The sequence below is a fragment of the Serratia sp. NFX21 genome (genome assembly GCF_048517035.1).
GTDB lineage: Bacteria > Pseudomonadota > Gammaproteobacteria > Enterobacterales > Enterobacteriaceae > Serratia > Serratia quinivorans.
Genome location: NZ_CP183196.1, coordinates 168,857 through 186,441, shown reverse-complemented (window position 1 = coordinate 186,441; position 17,585 = coordinate 168,857). Strand labels below are relative to the sequence as shown.

The 17,585-nt window shown below is 54.3% G+C and carries 16 protein-coding genes; 6 read left to right on the top strand and 10 right to left on the bottom strand.

The features are described from left to right. Positions 1-263 precede the first annotated feature (263 nt). Positions 264-1,460, top strand: coding sequence for an NAD(P)/FAD-dependent oxidoreductase (locus ACNT1W_RS00940; protein ID WP_115184907.1), 1,197 nt, complete (start codon positions 264-266; stop codon positions 1,458-1,460). Positions 1,461-1,464: 4 nt separating this feature from the next. On the opposite strand, the gene ACNT1W_RS00935 is transcribed toward ACNT1W_RS00940, so the two are convergent. Beyond that, the gene (locus ACNT1W_RS00935; protein WP_115183578.1) at positions 1,465-2,328 is read right to left on the bottom strand and encodes a helix-turn-helix domain-containing protein; all 864 of its coding nucleotides are present in this window, start codon (positions 2,326-2,328) and stop codon (positions 1,465-1,467) included. Between the two features lie 338 nt (positions 2,329-2,666). Here ACNT1W_RS00935 and ACNT1W_RS00930 point away from each other — a divergent pair, with 338 nt between their 5' ends. Next, positions 2,667-3,113, top strand: coding sequence for a nuclear transport factor 2 family protein (locus tag ACNT1W_RS00930; protein ID WP_112364434.1), 447 nt, complete (start codon positions 2,667-2,669; stop codon positions 3,111-3,113). 302 nt (positions 3,114-3,415) lie between these two features. Continuing rightward, positions 3,416-5,338 carry an NAD(P)/FAD-dependent oxidoreductase gene (locus ACNT1W_RS00925; RefSeq protein ID WP_261099944.1) on the top strand — a complete coding sequence of 641 codons (1,923 nt, stop codon included), beginning with the start codon at positions 3,416-3,418 and terminating at the stop codon, positions 5,336-5,338. 112 nt (positions 5,339-5,450) lie between these two features. On the opposite strand, the gene ACNT1W_RS00920 is transcribed toward ACNT1W_RS00925, so the two are convergent. Next, complete coding sequence (locus ACNT1W_RS00920; protein ID WP_419246294.1) at positions 5,451-6,374, bottom strand: LysR family transcriptional regulator; 924 nt, start codon at positions 6,372-6,374, stop codon at positions 5,451-5,453. Positions 6,375-6,486: 112 nt separating this feature from the next. Between ACNT1W_RS00920 and ACNT1W_RS00915 the strand changes: the two genes are divergently transcribed. Both ACNT1W_RS00915 and ACNT1W_RS00910 read left to right on the top strand, forming a co-directional pair. Next, complete coding sequence (locus ACNT1W_RS00915) at positions 6,487-7,272, top strand: hypothetical protein (protein ID WP_012147357.1); 786 nt, start codon at positions 6,487-6,489, stop codon at positions 7,270-7,272. Positions 7,273-7,405: 133 nt separating this feature from the next. Continuing rightward, a complete protein-coding gene (locus tag ACNT1W_RS00910; RefSeq protein WP_261099948.1) occupies positions 7,406-8,167 on the top strand; it encodes an SDR family NAD(P)-dependent oxidoreductase in 762 nt (253 codons plus the stop codon). A 105-nt stretch (positions 8,168-8,272) separates the two neighbouring features. Here ACNT1W_RS00910 and ACNT1W_RS00905 read toward each other — a convergent pair whose 3' ends face one another. Then, positions 8,273-8,695 (bottom strand): Lrp/AsnC family transcriptional regulator, encoded by a 423-nt coding sequence (locus ACNT1W_RS00905; protein WP_017894339.1) that lies wholly within the window; start codon positions 8,693-8,695, stop codon positions 8,273-8,275. A 143-nt stretch (positions 8,696-8,838) separates the two neighbouring features. On the opposite strand from ACNT1W_RS00905, the gene ctlX reads away from it, so the two are divergent. Further along, positions 8,839-9,765: a citrulline utilization hydrolase CtlX gene (gene ctlX, locus ACNT1W_RS00900; protein WP_419246293.1), complete on the top strand. Its 927-nt coding sequence runs from the start codon at positions 8,839-8,841 to the stop codon at positions 9,763-9,765. On the opposite strand, the gene ACNT1W_RS00895 is transcribed toward ctlX, so the two are convergent. From ACNT1W_RS00895 to ACNT1W_RS00865, 7 genes are read right to left on the bottom strand one after another with little or no spacing between them, the layout of a single operon-like run. Next, positions 9,757-10,368 (bottom strand): response regulator transcription factor, encoded by a 612-nt coding sequence (locus tag ACNT1W_RS00895; protein WP_115183583.1) that lies wholly within the window; start codon positions 10,366-10,368, stop codon positions 9,757-9,759. The two genes, ctlX and ACNT1W_RS00895, sit on opposite strands and share 9 nt — an antisense overlap. A 2-nt stretch (positions 10,369-10,370) precedes the next feature. Next, positions 10,371-12,005 (bottom strand): Wzy polymerase domain-containing protein, encoded by a 1,635-nt coding sequence (locus ACNT1W_RS00890; protein WP_419246292.1) that lies wholly within the window; start codon positions 12,003-12,005, stop codon positions 10,371-10,373. Positions 12,006-12,029: 24 nt separating this feature from the next. Continuing rightward, positions 12,030-12,569: a fimbrial protein gene (locus ACNT1W_RS00885; protein WP_012147351.1), complete on the bottom strand. Its 540-nt coding sequence runs from the start codon at positions 12,567-12,569 to the stop codon at positions 12,030-12,032. Positions 12,570-12,587: 18 nt separating this feature from the next. Then, positions 12,588-13,592 carry a fimbrial protein gene (locus ACNT1W_RS00880; RefSeq protein WP_419246291.1) on the bottom strand — a complete coding sequence of 335 codons (1,005 nt, stop codon included), beginning with the start codon at positions 13,590-13,592 and terminating at the stop codon, positions 12,588-12,590. A gap of 14 nt (positions 13,593-13,606) precedes the next feature. Then, positions 13,607-14,221, bottom strand: coding sequence for a fimbrial protein (locus ACNT1W_RS00875; protein ID WP_017894335.1), 615 nt, complete (start codon positions 14,219-14,221; stop codon positions 13,607-13,609). Between the two features lie 11 nt (positions 14,222-14,232). Beyond that, positions 14,233-14,958: a molecular chaperone gene (locus tag ACNT1W_RS00870; protein ID WP_165366733.1), complete on the bottom strand. Its 726-nt coding sequence runs from the start codon at positions 14,956-14,958 to the stop codon at positions 14,233-14,235. A 49-nt stretch (positions 14,959-15,007) separates the two neighbouring features. Next, the gene (locus tag ACNT1W_RS00865) at positions 15,008-17,509 is read right to left on the bottom strand and encodes a fimbria/pilus outer membrane usher protein (protein ID WP_017894333.1); all 2,502 of its coding nucleotides are present in this window, start codon (positions 17,507-17,509) and stop codon (positions 15,008-15,010) included. Positions 17,510-17,585: the final 76 nt, after the last annotated feature.

Here is a 17,585-nt window from a genome sequence, read left to right as displayed (position 1 = left end):
ATTATCCGTGACAACCGGGCCCGGGGAAAAGGAAAATATGACGTTTTTTTGATTTGGACATGACGAAATGATGGCGATGGCATGACAAAGATATGAAATATCAGCGCGTTATGCTGCCTGGTCCGTTGTAATATTTTCTTACTATGGCGTTGTCAGCGTCATGGCTTTACAATCTGCCGCCGTAAAGTTGCCGGTTACCGGTAGCGATTCGGCGTAATATGGCGGCCTTTTGTCGCGATTGTGGTTTTTATAGAGAGGCGCAGGTGGAACAGTTTGATGTCGTGGTAATAGGTGCGGGCGCAGCGGGTATGTTTTGCGCGGCGCAGGCAGGGCAACTCGGTCGCCGGGTGCTGCTGCTCGACAACGGCAAAAAACCGGGCCGCAAAATCCTGATGTCCGGCGGCGGACGCTGTAACTTTACCAATATGTACACCGAACCGGCCGCTTACCTGTCGAATAACCCGCATTTTTGTAAATCTGCACTGGCGCGTTACACCCAGTGGGATTTTATCGATCTGATCAATCGCCACGGTATTGCCTATCACGAGAAAACGCTCGGGCAGCTGTTTTGCGACGACTCGGCGCAGCAGGTGGTCGAACTGTTGGTTAAAGAGTGCGAGCTGGGCCAGGTGACGACACGTCTGCGCAGCGAAGTGCTGGCGGTGGAAAAAACGGACGAAGGCTTCGAGCTGGTGCTGAATGGCGAGAAAGTGAGCGCTCGCTCACTTGTGGTGGCCAGCGGTGGTCTGTCAATGCCGGGGCTGGGCGCTTCCCCGTTCGGCTACAAGCTGGCGGAGCAGTTTGGCCTGAAGGTTCTGCCGACGCGCGCCGCGCTGGTGCCTTTCACGCTGCATAAACCGTTGCTGGAACACCTGCAAACCCTGTCTGGAGTCTCTGTACCGGCGGTGATCACTGCCGAAAACGGCGTTAGCTTCCGTGAGAGCCTGCTTTTCACCCACCGTGGCCTGTCCGGCCCGGCGGTATTGCAGCTTTCCAGCTACTGGCAACCCGGTGAGTTTGTAAGCGTTAACTTACTTCCTGCGCTCGATCTGGCGGGCTTCCTCAATGAGCAACGCCAGGCTCATCCGAATCAAAGCCTGAAAAACACCCTGGCGCTGCACCTGCCAAAGCGTCTGGTGGAATGTTTACAGACGCTGGGGCAATTACCAGAAGTTACCTTGAAGCAGTTGAACCCGACACAGCAGGCTGCGCTGGTCGAAACATTGCAAAATTGGCGGGTACAGCCGAACGGCACCGAAGGCTATCGCACGGCGGAAGTGACGCTCGGCGGGGTCGACACCAAAGAGTTGTCCTCCAAGACCATGGAGGCCGCCAAGGTGTCGGGCCTGTACTTTATCGGCGAAGTGGTGGATGTGACAGGGTGGCTGGGGGGCTATAACTTCCAGTGGGCCTGGAGCTCGGCCTGGGCCTGTGCCCAGGCGCTGGCAGCCGAAGACTAAGCCGCTATCTCCCGAGAGTCAGCCGCATGGCGGACGGCGTCAGGCCAAAATAGCGACGAAATTGGGTACTGAATTGCCCCGGTGAACTAAATCCGCATTGCAGCGCGATGGCGGTCAGCGTGAGCGTCGTTTGGGTCACTTGCTGCCTGGCCCGTTCCAGGCGCCGCGATAAGACGTATTGATAGGGCGGTAAACCAAAGTGTTGCCGGAAAGCACGCGAAAAATGAAAGATGCTCAGTTCGGCAATCTGCGCCATCGCCTGCAAGGTAATATTCTCCCCCAGACTGTCCTCGATATAACTGGCCAACCGTTCGCGCACTGGCCGGGAAAGCGTTTCCCGGTGTAACCCATCAGGCGTTGCCGCGTGCTGATAACGCGCCGCTTCTGCCAGCATCGCCATCATCAGTGATGAAGCATGCAACTCGCTGTCACTTTCCTGCAGGCCAAGACACAGTTGTTTAAGTAGCGGATTACGCAGATTTGCTCCGGGTTCGATAATCAGGCCGGCCTTCCCACCCGGCATTTGTTCAATCAGCCGCGGGGAAATGGAGATTGCCGTATAACTCAGGGTACCTTCGGCATAGCTGATGGCGTCAAAATCGCATCCGGATGGAATGATATCGGCAACCTGGCCTATCACTCGGGTTGCCGGCGTGCGTTTTTGGTCAAACCAGACATCCCCGTTGATGGTGGTGTTGCCATCGGCCGAGTGGTAACCGTCATAGACGATTAGCGTGTGCGCCGGACGAACCAGACGCGCCTGATGGGGGCCGCTGACTCGCACGCGATCGACCCGACCATAGTCCCAGCAACAGGAAGATAGCTGTAATTCTTTTTCGTCCGAATAGACTAATCCATCAGAGCCCATGGTTAACCTTCCTAATCAATGGAAACCTATTGCATATTATAAATAGGCTTCGCTCAACAACGCTATGGGGCGATTATGCACATATTCTTTGACGAGATAATCAATAACCCATGTCAATATGATATACCGCAAAAAAACAGCAAATTGATTCTGACGGAATGGATTACATGATGTAATTTCTTATTTTACCACGAGGGCGTTTACAACGTTTTTTTTAAAATATAGCTTTGCTGCTGTGAACTACAGGGAACGTATCTGAAATTTCTCGGTGTGCAGCGTGAAGTCATACCTGGAAACTTTTAGATAACTCTTCTTTTCAATCATAGAGAGAGCGAATCATGCACCATCAAGATTTAAATCATGCTGCTGAGCTGATGAAAAAAATGTTGGACAATTTTGCTAATAATCCGGAAAAAATCATCGATCTGTTTTCCGAGGATGCTGTGGTTGAGTTTCCTTATGCCCCGGGAGAAGCGTTAGGTTTCCCTAAAAAATTGACTGGGAGAGCCGCTATTTTAACCTATGCCAAAAGCTTAGGGCTATCCTTGCGCGATTACAAAATAAACCCCCTGAGCGATTGGGGTCGCTACACCTTGAGCGGTACAAAAACCTATCTCTTCGAGTATACCGGGGATGCCACTACGGTGCCGGGGAACAAGCCTTATCATCAGGATATACACGCATTTGTGGAAATAACGCACGGCAAAATTTCACATTTTTGCGAGTATTGGGATCCGTTCTATGCTTTGACCGTATTCGATATGGTCACGGTGAAGACAGCCTGATCTCTTCATAAAGCGCGCTATGGTGACAACTAGCGCGCGTTTAAAATAATTTCATGCTGGTTATATTTATTCTTGGAACTATTTCTCCCTGTTTATGGGCGCCTGTCTATGATTTCACAAGAGTCATAACAGATTATATTCGTCATTCCTTTCAATAATACCCATCTCCATCAGTTCATTAACAAAACAAAACCAATAAAAGCCAAAATAACACATTTAAGAACAGGCACAGATAATCAAAAATAAAAATAACCCATTATGGTTAAATGTCGGCAAGAATAATTAAATTAAGAAGATATCTTATGTTCAAGAAACTATTTACACCTGGGCGTATTGGAAAGCTCAGGTTAGAGAATAGGATGATTGTGACGTCTATTTCTACCTTGACGGCGACTGATGAAGGCTATGCGACTGAGCAGTTGATGGCATATTTGGAGCGCAAGGCCCAGGGGGGATGGGCAATGATCATTACGGAATATTACGCCATAGCGCCTCATGTCGGTTTTTTCCCCCGGGCGTTAGGGATTTGGAATGATGATCTGATAAAAAATCATAGTGAATTGACTCGGCGAGTACACGGTGCCGGGGCGAAAATTGCCGCACAGATATCCCATGCCGGCAGGGAGATTTATCGCGATCACCCAAGAGAAAATGCCGTCAGTTCCTCGGCGCTGAAAGACGTCTACGGCGAGTTCAGACCGCGAGAAATAACCCTGCCAGAAATCAAGAAAATCGTCTCGCAGTATGGCGATACGGCCAAAAATCTTAAAAAGGCCAATTTTGACGCGGTGGAAATTTATGCGGCGCATGGTTTCCTTATTTCAAATTTTTTATCGAAATATACTAACCATAGAACTGACGAGTATGGCGGCAGTTTGAGAGATCGCATGCGGTTTCTGGAGGAGATCGTTAAGGACGTCAGAAGCAAAGTGGGCGCCGATTTCCCCGTATTGGTAAGACTATCCACCAAGGAGTTCGTGCCTGGGGGACTATCGCTGGCAGAGACCCGGGTCATCGTCAAAAGGATGGAAGAGCTCGGCATCGATGCCATTAATTGCTCTCAAGGCATTGTCACCGTCTCCAATAATATCGTTGAACCCTTCCAGGTGGGGAATGCGCCTTTTGTGGATATTGCTGAGGAAATCAAGAAAATCGTCAGTATCCCGGTGATCACGACCGGGAGAATTAATGATGCGGATCTCGCTGAAACAACCCTATTGGCCGGGAAAAGTGATTTTATTGGTATGGCGCGGGCCTCACTTGCGGATCCTGATCTGCCGAAAAAAGTGTTGGCAGGGCGCTGGGATGAAATTCGGCACTGTATCGGCTGTAATCAGGGATGTATCGGTAACAACATGCGCGGGGAGGTTTGCCGTTGTATGGTTAATCCGGAGATCAATCGCGAATATCTGCTGGATCTGAATCCCGCCGTAGAGAAAAAGAACGTCACCATTATTGGCGGAGGCATTGCCGGTTGTGAAGCAGCTATTGCCGCCGCACGCAAAGGCCATAATGTCACCTTGCACGAAAAATCAGATCGGCTGGGGGGCACCTGGTTAATAGCCAGCTTGCCTTTATCTAAAGGGGAATTGGTTTCTCTGGTTAAATGGCAAATCAGTGAAATGAAACGGCTGAATATTCATCTATGCGTTAATTCTTCCCCTACGGTGGAGGAAATTGTGGCGTCTTGCCCGGATAAGGTAATTATTGCTACCGGCAGCCAGCCTATTTTACCGCCGATTAAAGGGATTGAGAGTAAAATTGTCGTGCAGGCCAATAAAATATTAACGCAGGATGCGCCATTCGGGGAAAACGTTGTGGTTATCGGCGGTGGATCTGTAGGTGTAGAAACGGCTGAGTATATGGCCTTTTGCGGCAGTTCTATTACCCTGGTGGAAATGAGAAATGAAATTCTACCGGGCCTGGAGCGAGAAACGAAAATCGGCCTCAAAGAGGCGATTCGTCATTACCGTATGAACGTTATAAAGTCAGCAAAAGTGGTGGGTATTGGTGAGGATCATGTGATTATCGAGAAAAACGGTAAACAGATCACTCTCGATGAGGTCGATACCCTGGTGGTCGCGGCAGGCTCCCGCTCTATCAACCTGCTGGAAACTCCACTGCGCGAGGCGGGGCTGTTAACCCAGGTGATTGGTGATGCCAAACAGGTGCGCAACGGCCTGGCTGCCATGCACGAAGGCTATCTTGCCGGCTATGGAGTATGAACAACGCTCTGAGGATCGTTTCAATATTGCTCACTCTTTAACGTCAGGCTTTATTCTCGGCCGCGTGCCGGCTCCCCTCAACGGCCATGGGAGCCGGCTTCACGGCCGAAGGTTATTGTGGCGCAGCCGGCTGCAGCGTGGCGACTAAAAAGTCCATCAGGCTGCGCAGCGCCAGTGACTTATGCCGCTGATGCGGATAGACCATAATAAAGGGCCGCGTGGTGCCGCCATATTCTGTCAGGACCTCCACCAGTTCACCGCTCGCCAGTAAGTCCGCTACGGTAAAGCGATAAGTTTGAAAGACGCCCATGCCATGTTTTGCCAGCGTTAACCCCCCCAAAAAATCCCCGTTGCAGCTCACGTTGCCGCGCGTGGTGACATCTATCGATTTGTTATGGTGCCTAAGCGTCCACGGGGCGCTTTTGCCGGTGCTGGGTAGCTCAAACTGAATGCAGTTATGCTGGGCCAGATCTTCCGGGTGAACGGGGGTACCCGCTCGCGCCAGGTAATCCGGTGCGGCAACCACCACCAATTCGGCATCCTCCAGCTTGCGGGCAATCAAGTTTGAGTCTGCAGGGTGGTAACCGCGAATGGCCAGGTCGTATCCCCCATCAGTGAGGTCAACGTTAGCGTTATTGAGATTCAGCGCCAATTGAATTTTAGGATAGCGTTGGCTAAAGGCGGCCAGGACCGGCAACAGGCGGTAGTGGGCGTAGGGGGTGGGAATGCTGACGCGCAGCAGCCCGGCTGGCTCTAACTGCTGGCCTTGTATTTGACGCTCGGCATTATCAATGAGGGCGATCGCCTCCCGACATTGCTCGGCATAGCTCTTACCTGCATCAGTCAGATGAATATGACGAGTGGAACGGACAAACAGCCGAACCCCTAACCGATCCTCCAGCCGGGCGATGGAACGGCTGACCGCTGCGGGGGTAATACCCGAAGAGACGGCGGCGGCCGAAAAACTGCCCACCTCTGCAACCAGGCAAAATAGCTCCAGCGTGCCTAATTGGAGATCGTCAAATTTTCTCTGCAATCTATTACTCCATGTAATAAGCCATGTGTTCTCCACCTTATTTATCATCCCACCGTCGGGAAGTACAGTGGCTTTCTCTTAGGAAGCACGGGATATTTAACGGAGAGAACTGATGACTATTTTGGGTTATGAAACGGGCGAGATCCTCGCCAAAGCGGCAATGACTTCCGATTTTGAATTAGTGGGTGATATTCCAAACCAGGTGCTGGTTGATCAGATGGAAATAGAACGTCGCAGCATGGATATTCGTCCTGGCATGAACCGTAAGTATTCACCGCTGGGTTACCATGCTGCCACGGGCGTTCAGACCAACGGCGGGCGATATCTGTTTGATACCTGGGAAAATGTTTGTGACTACGCGCGTTTTACCAGCGAAGAGCTGGAGTTCGAACCGGGCGTTAAATTCTGGGATCGCGATATTTTTGGCCAGGTGGATCGTCATATCTGGAAAGTGATCGGCGCCCACGACTTTACGCCATTAGCGACCACTCACCATGTGAATCGCTTTGAGCGCTGGACATTTAATGGCGACAACCCGGAGCTGCTGCTGACTCGCATCTGGCCAACCGTGCGTAAGCAAGCCGAAAAGCATGGGCTGGCGGCGGTGTGGTTAATGTACCAGCCGGATGAAAAGCAAATAGCCATTTTGTCCGTTGCCGACAAGGTAGAGGGGGACCAGCCGCTGGAGGTTGTGACACGTTCTATCGATCGTCTGGCGTTAATTCCGTCAGCAGAGCCGCTGCTGCCGTTAGAACTGAACGTGCAGAAAGTATTTGAACGCACTACGCCGATCCTGACGATGTGGTTACCGCTGTCACGTCATTTGCATGGCGCGCCTTCGGCTTACCCAATGTCACCTCCTTTCTGTCAACCGCAGGTTGCACCGCAGCGCGTATAACAGAGTTATTCGCGTAATTTGAATTTAACCGGGGCCGCATAAAGTCAGCGGCCCATTTCATTATTTATATTTCAGAGATGATATTCCGCGATAAATCGCTTAATAAGCCCGGTTTCTTGAGTAAGGAAATACTATGTTTGCAGAAAAAACGATATTGATCACTGGCGCTTCCTCCGGTTTGGGAAAAGCGATGGCCGAACACTTTTTGGCTAAAGGCGCCAATATTGTTATTAATGGCCTGACCGCGTCGAAGTTAGACAAATTTCTTGCCGAACACCTTGCCGATAAAGATCGCATTGCGTTGGTTGCCGGGGATATTGGCCTGAAAGCCACCAGTGATCGTATGGCCCAGGCCGCGCTGGATAAATTCGGCAGCATGGACGTGCTGATCAATAACGCCGGTATCTTTGTGCCCAAGCCATTCCTTGATGAAACCGAAGAGAATTTGGATCGCTATTACGCCAGTGGCGTCAAGGGGCCGTTCTTTGCGTCACAGGCGGTGATCCCCACCATGATCAAGCAGGGCGGTGGTTCCATTATCAATATCGGTTCAATGTGGGTAGAGCACCCGCTGGAAGCGACACCGAGTTCCGCTTCGCAGGTGGCCAAAGGCGGCATGCATACCCTGACCCGTCATCTGGCCATCGAGTTTGCCAAAGACAATATCCGGGTTAACACTGTCGCACCGGGCGTCATTGAAACCCCGTTGTACGACGACCTGATGGATAAAGAGGCGTTCCGCGCGCTGGCTAACCTGCATCCACTACGCAAACTGGGCAAAATATCAGACATTATTGCCTGGGTAGATATGTTGGCCGGTGAAGGCAGCCGCTTCGTGACCGGGCAAACCCTGTTTATCGACGGTGGCATCACCGCAGGTAACCATGTTAATTGAGACCGCGATATTTTCTGTCGCCTGATTTGGATCCCGACGGTCGCTACGCGGCGCTGATTGTGGAGATGCTGGAGGCCATGTTCCGCCGTCGCGAGCCATAAACTCCTAAGCCTTGTGCGTCGACAGCAGGATGCTGGTCTCGGTGCCGGCAATGCCGGCAATACGCCGGATGCGGCCCAAAATTTTATCGAAGCTCTCCAGGCTGTCGGTGCGGATCTCCACCAGAATATCCCACTTGCCGTTGGTGGTGTGCAGGGTGAAGACCGAAGGTTCGCCACGCAGTTGCTGCAACACGCTGGGCGCCTTGGTGCCTTCTACCGCCACACACATCCAGGCGCGGATGCGGTTATGCTCCACGCCCGGTTTGATGCGGATGGTATAGCCGGTAATGATCCCCTGTGCTTCCAGCGCCTCAATTCTTTTTTGTACAGTAGCGCGTGAAACCCGCACCTTGCTGGCGATCTCGGTGATGGAGGCACGGGCGTTTTCGCGCAGCAGCGCGAGGATCTGGCGATCGGTATCATTCATGTTGTCAATGTGTCACTGATTTGTGGCTATTTGTCAAAATATAGAGCAATTTAATCATTTTTCACACTGACTGGTTTCAAATTGATTATCCATAATGGTGTCGCGCCAGCCCCTGGCTAATCCTGAACCCGGTGAAAAATAACATGCAAACCACCCAGTCCGTTTTTATGATCAGGCCGTCTGGCTTTACCGCTAATCCGGAAACCCGGCACAGCAATTTTTTCCAGAAAATCACCGAGAAGAATGAGGATCACAAGGCTGGGGCCGTCATTGCCTTTAACGGCTACGTTGATGCATTACGGCAGGCCGGTGTCGACGTCAGGGTGATTGATGAGATTGACGGGCAGGAAACGCCGGACGCGTTATTTCCCAATAACTGGATTGCCCTGTTGGGGGACGGCACCCTGTTCACCTTTCCGATGGAAGCCGTCAACCGACGACGGGAACGCCGACAGGACATTATCGCGCAGCTCGCTAATGACTTTGTGGTTGAACGATGTGTCGATCTTTCAGCCCACGAACTGGCCGGGCGCTTTCTGGAAGGTACCGGCTCGCTGATCCTGGATCGTCAACACCAGCTGGCTTACTGCTGCCAGTCGTCCCGCAGCTCGCCGGAGGTCGGTGGCGAATTTGAGCGCCATTCGGGTTATCAGATTGTCTGGTTTGACGCCGTAGATGCTAATAATCAGCCGATCTATCACACCAATGTGATGATGAGCGTCGGAGTGCAATACGCCATTATTTGCCTTGAAAGCATCCGCAACGAGGTGCAAAAAAGCAGGTTGATCGCCACGCTGGAACGCAGCGGAAAAACCATTATTGACGTCAGTTTCGCTCAGATGGAAGCTTTCGCCTGCAACGTATTGGAACTGCGAGCCGGGGACGGCAGCCCGGTCTATGCCATGTCGACCCGCGCCTGGGCCAGTTTCACCCCGCAGCAGCAGGCGCTGATCGGCGATTATGCCCGGCTGGCGCTAGGATCGATCGACATTATTGAAGATCTTGGCGGTGGTGGCGCACGCTGCATGCTGGCGGAGATCTTCCTGCAAAAGAAACCGCTGTCAGTTTAATCCCATCTGATTTAACAGCATTTTGTTCAGCTCGGTGCTTTTATGCACGTTCAGTTTGCGCATCGCCGAGCGTTTATGGGCGCTGATGGTCTTCTGGCTGCGGTGCAACATACCGGCTATGGTGCAGGCGGACATGCCGGTGCTCATCAGTTTCAGCACCTTCTTTTCGCAACTGCTCAGGGCGGCGATGCGGCACTGCCGGCATTTCCAGATGCCGCTGGCGTGCAGTGCCACCCAGGGCTGCTGGCAAAACTGTTCCAGCGCCATCTGCAACTTGTTGCGGACAGTCGCGGTGGCGTCACGGCGGTTAATACTGAACAACGCCGGATGGGCGTGCGAATAACGGGTGTCGCGATCGTCGAGGATCAACACGGTCATTTGCCGGTGGCGCGGCGTCTGGTGCGGGCTTTGATAGCAACGTGCGCAGCCGCAAGCATCTTCCAGAGTACGAAACACGATTTCTATCGGCTCCAGATTTTGCAGATCGACCTGATATCTACGGCTGCTGGTGTTCAGATCATGCAGATACTCTTCCAGCAGCAGCCGTAAGCCGAATTGATAAAAGTTATCGCTGCCCAGTAGGGTGAACCGAATATTAAGCATGATTACTCCTCAAAACGCATATCGTGCGGGAACAGTCGACGAGCCTGATGTTGCAGTTCGGCGGCCCGCTGGGGCTGTTGCAGTAAGCGGCTGACCGCTACCAGATTGATGTAGATATTGGCGTCCGGCCGCACGCGGATTTCGTTTTCTGCCCACTGCCGGTAGCTCAACAGCGTGGCGGTATCGCGGGTTTGCGGATATTGCAGCAGCCGCTGCAACTGGACGTCGTAGTCATAACGTACCTGCCAGGGCGTCGGCGTTATCACCCGGCTCATGGGGCCAAACTGCCGCAGGCCGCTCTTCTCCACAGCGGTAACGATCAGTGCGCTGTGCAGGCCGTTGAACAGATAGGGCAGGATCAGTAAGGCAGCGGCACCGATAAGCAGACGCAGTGTCTGTTGCGACCTGCGAGGTAACCGCCAGCGGCGGCGTACGTCACCCGCGCGCAAGATTGCCAGCAGCAGCACGGCGTGGGCGGCGGAAAGATAAAGTGGGTACTCCACCATCATATGCAACAAGATTGGCAGCGCAGCCATCCAGGGGGCAGGGCGCAGTGGCAGTACTCGAGTGCGTCGCAGCAAACACCATAATCCCCAACCGACCATGACAATGCCGCTCAGGCCGAGCAGGCCACCTTCGATGCCCCACAGCAAAATTTCGTTGTGTGGGTGGCTGATGGCGACGCTTTCCATTCCACTGCTATGGGTGGTGTAGAAATGATGCAGGAAATCGTGCTGAAAATGGCCGTAACCCCAGCCAAACCACGGGCGTTCGGCGATCATGCGCAGTGCTTCTTGCCAGTAAGCCAACCGGTAGAAAATCGGTTCTGTCACTGTGACCGCCCGTGTCGCACCGTTGAGCAGCACCAACAGTACCCCGGCGGCTACCCCGGCTAGCAGTAGCAACAGAGAGAAGGTGGCGCGGCGGCGATTAAGGCGATATAGCATCCACAGTTGCAGTGGTGACAGCAGCAGGGCAGCCAGTAGCCCGACGCGCGAAGCAATAACCACCAGCAACAGCGGTGCCAGTACCAACATGGTGGCGCTCAACCATTGCAGGCTACGCGACAAGGGGCGACGACTGCTGAGCAAATACAGCGCCAGCGCCAGACCGGTCGCCATAAAGCTGGCCATCAGGTTCCACTGCTGGAAGATGCCGTAAGGGCGGTTTTTCAGGCTGTTATAGCCGATCCAGTTACCCGGCTGCAGCAGGCTGTATTGCACCAGGCCGAACAGGGCTTCGATCACCGTTGCCGCCAATAACAGAGTCAGCAGCCTGCGCCGCCCTTGGCGGCTGAGCGGGATCTGCAGCAGTGCGAAGTAGGCCATGATGCCCAGTGCCAGACTCATCAGGCGCGGTAGGGCTTCGCTTAGCCAGGGTTGTTGCGCCCACAGCAGCGGCAAAAATAAAATCAGGCCCCCCAGCGCCAGCCGGTTAAAAAAGCCGGAGACCGCCAGCGGCGGTCGGCAAAACAGCAGGGTGCCGAGGATCGTCAGGGCGATAAATATCCCACCAACCAGATTCCACGGCAGATAAAAACCGCTGCCACCGCGATTGGGCCAGTAAATATGCATGGCAATCAGGCAATAAAACGCCGCCAGCCCGAATAACCAGGCTGTTTTGGATTTGGATATCATCACTTCTTCCTGCAGATGCCGGGCTTATTGATAGGCCAGCACGAAATTGGCCACCGAGCTGAACTCACCCTCGGTAATGGTTTTATTCTGTATCGCGCTGGGGTGGCCCTGCACATAGGCGGTAAAGTTCAGAATGTTGGCGCCATCCTGCAATGCCACCGCGCTGGTGGCCTGGTTCAAATCAATATCGGCCCCCTTGCTGTCAAACAGGGCGATAGCGGCGCCGTTGGTGCCGTTATTGATCGCCAGTTTGCCCGGCAGTTCACTGTCTTCGGTACCGCTGAAGGTAACGTTGACGGATTTGAATACCGACGTTTTACAGTCGGTCAGCTTGATGTTGAACGGTACCGGGTTGCTATGCCCATAGCGGTACAGGGTTTTGACGATCACCGTGTCCATTTCCACCACCTGATCGGCCGATTGCGGCTCAATATTGCACGGCCGGCTCACCACGGTGCCGTGGAACTGCAGCGGAGACCCGACCAACTCGGTATCCGCCAGAGTCGGCAATGTTGTAAACCAAAAGGGCGTGCAACTGAGCATCGCTAAAGCGCGTAAACGCATCGTCTGTTTCTCCCTGAATTACTCGAAGGCCGCCACAATGGTGGCCGAGGCGTTAAATTCCCCTTCTGCGATTTCCTTGCTACCGTTGGCCAAGGGGGCGGCAACCAGGTTCCAACTGCCGCCGTTACCGATATTCGGCACCGGGTAAAACTCATTCGGGATAACCAACTGGCCGTTATGTTTGATCTCGATGCCGAGATCGGTTTTATCGGTCTTAAACGCGTTATTGGTGAAGGGCGCCGGGGTGCCGGAGACCGCCAGTTTGATATTCAGCGTGCCGTCCTCGAAACTGCCGCCTTCACACTGGAAGCGCACCGGGATGCTTTGTGGATAATTTTTGCCGTCCAGGTTGCTGCCGCTGATTTCACCGAACTCAACGTTGATCAACTGCCCTTCGTTCACCACGCATTTATCCGGTACGTAGAGGATGGCGGACTGAATAAATACCTGCGCCATAGGGTTGGGGCCGAAACCGCCGTCGGTCGACCCTAAGCGGCCATACATCTCGATGATTTGGCGGTCATTAATCTGTACGCCGTTGATGATTTTTTTGCGCACCCGGAAGGTGATCTTGCCTTTAGATCCGCTGCCGTAGTTATTGACCTGCAAATAGGGTGGCCGACAGGAATGTTGGCTTAACAGGTTGGACTCGTTATAAAACGGCACCGTGATATAGGCGTTTTTATTACCGGCGATCCAAACCTCGGCTTTTAAATCCAGGAAATCATTAAGTTTTAAATAACCGTTACCGTATTCGGAAGGCGGTAACGCCGAATCCGATTTATAAAAGTGCGGGCTGGTAGGAATTGGCGTATCGCAATAGACTTTGCCGGTATAGGTACCGCCGAGATCATAGAGAAACTGCTTGGTAAAGCCGACGGTATTGGTAATGTTGCTTTCATTCAGGTCGATATAAAACTGCTTCGGGCCACCATCCGGCGTTACATAACCGTTGGCCCAGACGGCAGGGGCTGACAGCAGCAACGCCAGTGGCAAGCAGTGGCTCAGGTAGGTTTTTTTCATCGTGTTTGTGAACCTCACAGGTAAATCACCTGAATATGTGCCACGCCGGAAAAACCGGCCGCCATTACCGCCCGCTGGGTGGATTCCACGCTGGCACTGAACCACAGCGTATTGCTGCCGGGCTGCAGAATGTAAGGCCGACTCTGTTGGTTGAGCGCCAGCGCACGGCCTTGTTGATCCTTCAACCGCAGGCCGATGCCCTGTACGCCGCCGTTAAGTTTCAGCAGCTCCGGGTTGTTGACATCGCTGTCGCCGAGAAACACCAGCGTGGCAGCCTGCTCACCCTGTAAATAAAGCTGCGCGGCATCGCCGTTGCGCTGCCCTGCCGGGTTATCCGCCAGCGCTTTGGCACCCAGCAGGCAGTTGCGGAAAGAGAGGCGAAAGCGCACCGGCGTGCTTTGGTCGCCGGCATTCTGGAAGTCACGCGCGTTAACATCACCCAGATCAATCGCCTGATCCTGGCTGTCCGGCGTCAGGCTGCAGGGGGAACTGAGCAGGCCGCCATGAAAGCTGACGGTGCCGGTGGTGCCTTGGATCACGCCCAGTGGCGTCGCCGCCGTTGCGCTGCCGGTGAACAGCAACGCGCCGAGCAGCAGGGGCCGCAGGCGGCCGCCGGTGAATTCAGCCATGCGCTATCTCCTTATTTTTTGCTATCGGGCACGGCGTTGCAGACGCTGCCGTTGCAGGCGAAGCGCAGCTCCGGATGGCCGCCGTAGTCATTGATATAGCTGACGACAAAGCCGCTGAGGCCAGTGTCGCTCAGCTTGAGGGGCTCGCTGGATTTCGGCTTCAGCATCACCGGCTGGAAGCCACCTAGTGCACCGCCGCCCTGTTTCTGCGTCTGACGGGTCATACCGGTCAGGGTGATATAAAACGGCGTTGGGTTCTCAACGGTAAAACCGCCGGCGCTTTTGTGAAACACCAGCTTCTCCTGCCATACTTCGCCTTTAGGCGCGACGATGGCCTTCGGGCGATAAAACAGTTTTATCTGGGTTTGCAACGCCAACTGCATCACATTGGTTTTGCTGCTTTTCGGCGGGATCTCTCGCAGGTTGAAATAGAACACCGATTCGCGATCCTGTGGCAGGCGATCGGCCTCCGGCGTCTTGGTGATACGCACCACGCTGCGTTCGCTGGCCTCAACCCGTTGCAATGGCGGCAACACCACCAGCGGTGAGGTGACTTTCTGGTGCTGCTCGTTTTCCAGCCAGGACTGCGCCAGGAAGGGCAGTTCCTTGTTTTCATTGACGATATTCAGGCTGATCGATTTCGCGTCGCTGAGGTAAACGGCGCGGGTGCGATCCAGCGATATCGCCGCGTTGGCGACGGGGGCTGCGGCGGCCAATGCCAGGCCCAGCGAGGCCATTTTTGCTAACGGAAAGTGGTTCATCATCTTCAATTCTCTGCGTTACGGATTACAGTTTGGCGCACGGCAGCAAGAGCTGATCCAGCGGCTTGGCGGCGCCCGGTATGACAATGCGGCACTGACGCTGGCCTTCCCAGGCGACGTCGAGTTGCTCTTGCGGCTGTACGCCGGTCAGGTAGACCGAGCCACCGTCGTTCACTACGGCCACTTCGCGGCCTTTTTCGCTCAGCACCGTGGCACCAAACGGCGGTTCACTGCCGTCGGCCAGTTTGATGGTGGCCAGCAGCTTGCTGCCTTTCACCACCTCAAAGTGGCGGTAGCCGATGGCCCCTTCGGTCAGCGTGCCCTGTACTACGGCGCGGGTGGCCTCCACGTCGTCCGCCAACGTATTGACGTCGATGCGGGTGTCGGTGTTGTAGTAGCTGGTGATGTCGGAGATCACCGCCAGGCCGAAACGGTTGCTGTAGGCGCGGCCGTTGTTGATTGGCACCCCGGCAATGCCGTCGGTATCGAGCATCATCCGGCTGCCGCCGTTGCTGGAGTTCTGGTGTGCGGCTATGCCGTGTCGGGTGGCGGTAATGCCACTGCGGAAGGTACCGCCGATCGACGAATAACTGTCCTGTTGATAAGAGGCGCTGGCGTTGAGCGAACCAAACGAAGCGTTATGGCTGTAGTAACCACGGGCCAGTGATTTGCCTGACTGGTTAAAGCCACCGCTGACCTGCCAGGTGTTGTTCGGATCGGTGTAGTCGTTGTAGGACGCCATCTGCGTCACGTCGCTGTTGCTGGTTTGCAACGAGTAACCGACCCGACGGCGATCGCCAATCGGCACGCTGAAATTCACCATCACGCTGTCGTCGGTGCGGCCGTGATAAGTGGTGCGATAGGCCGACAACGAGGCGGTGATGTTGCTGACATTGCCGACGTTGAACAGTTTACTGGCAGACAACCCGTAACGATCCTGCGCCCTGGCATCCCAATAGGTTTGGTGCGAATAGGTCAGGTAAGCGGTGATCGCCTTGGCGCTGTCTTCCGCCATAAAGGTTTTGCTGGCGGTAATGGTGTACAGCTCTTTTTGCCGCCCGTCGTAGCGCTCGTCGTAATCGTTGTAGCGTTCCTGCAGATATTGCGACATGTTCATGAATTTGCGCTGTGAGAAGCGGTAGCCGGCAAAGGTGATCTGGCTGTTCATCTCATCAAACCGCTTGGCATAGTTGACCTTGAACGACAGGCCGCTGGCGGTCGGCTCATTGGGCAAACGAGCGATAGACTGCGTCACGTCCACCGACATGGCGCCAAACACGTTCAGGTCACGACCCAGGCCGAGTGCCCAGGCGTTGTAATCGCCGCCAAGCAACGCGCCGCCGTACAGCGACCAGGCGCTGGTTAATCCCCAGGAGAAATCACTGGCGGAGAATAGCGGCCCTTGCGTACGGTGATCGTAAGCCGAGGGCTTGCCCACGGCGACGTTGTAGCGGACATAGCCGGGGCGCGTCAGGTAAGGAATGGTGGCGGTGTCTACCTGGAAGGTCGATACGCTGCCGTCCTGCTCTTCTACCTTCACATCCAGCCGACCGCGTACCGAACTGTTGAGATCCTGAATGGCGAACGGCCCGGCGGGCACGGTGGTTTCGTACAGCGTGCGGCCTTCTTGCGACACGGTGATCTTGGCGTTGCTTTTGGCAATGCCGCGCACTTCCGGTGCATACCCCTGCAGGTTTGGCGGCAGCATACGCTCGTCGCTGGCCAGGTTAAGGCCGGTGAAGCGGTAGGAGTCGAACACGCCCGAATCGAGGAAGATTTCGCCGAGCGTCAGCTTGGCAGCCTGCATTGGCAGCGCGCGATAGGCGTAAATCTGGTTCCAGTCGAAATTGCTGTCGCGCTGACCGGCCTGCTGATTGTAGGTGGCCTGATAATCGGCGCGCAGACGCCAGGCTCCCAGGTTGGCGCCGACCGTCCCGTAGCTGCTGAGGTTTTCTGCGGTGTTGTTATTGTGGCTTTGCTTACCGACCTGGCCGCTGATGCTGTAGTCCAGCAACAAACCAGGGATGCCGTCATCCCACTGTTCCGGTGGCGTCCAGTCCGGATCGGAATATTTCATCCAGGCCTGTGGAATAGTGATCGCCAGCACGCCCCCGCCGATGCGGTCGGAAATGGTCGCCCCTTTGATGCCGCTGATATCGGCGCAGCTGTTGTCGTGCCACAGGGTGATTTTTTTGACGACTTCTTCTTTCAGCGCCATTTTCTCTATCAGATCCGGCGGCAGACAGACACGGGAACGATCCTTTTGGTCCGGCGACGGGTAATACTGGATGCTGCGCTGCGGCAGGGTTTTCTGGTTGATCTTGATATCCAGCAGATAGGCGCCGGGCATGACGTAATCGGCGTCGGAAAAACGCGATAAATCCACTTTGCTGCGATCGCCAATATCTAATACGTCGGTATTAAATTCCGTGGCGGAAAAAGCCGAATGCACCCAGAGGAAAGATAGAATGACGGTGAGGGGTATTTTTTTCCGTGTCAGTAATGACGTCATAGAATAATCACTCATGGCAAATCCGCGCCCAATAGCAGGTCATCCTGTACGACCTGAATACGTAATACGTGATGTCATTCAGTGCCCTATG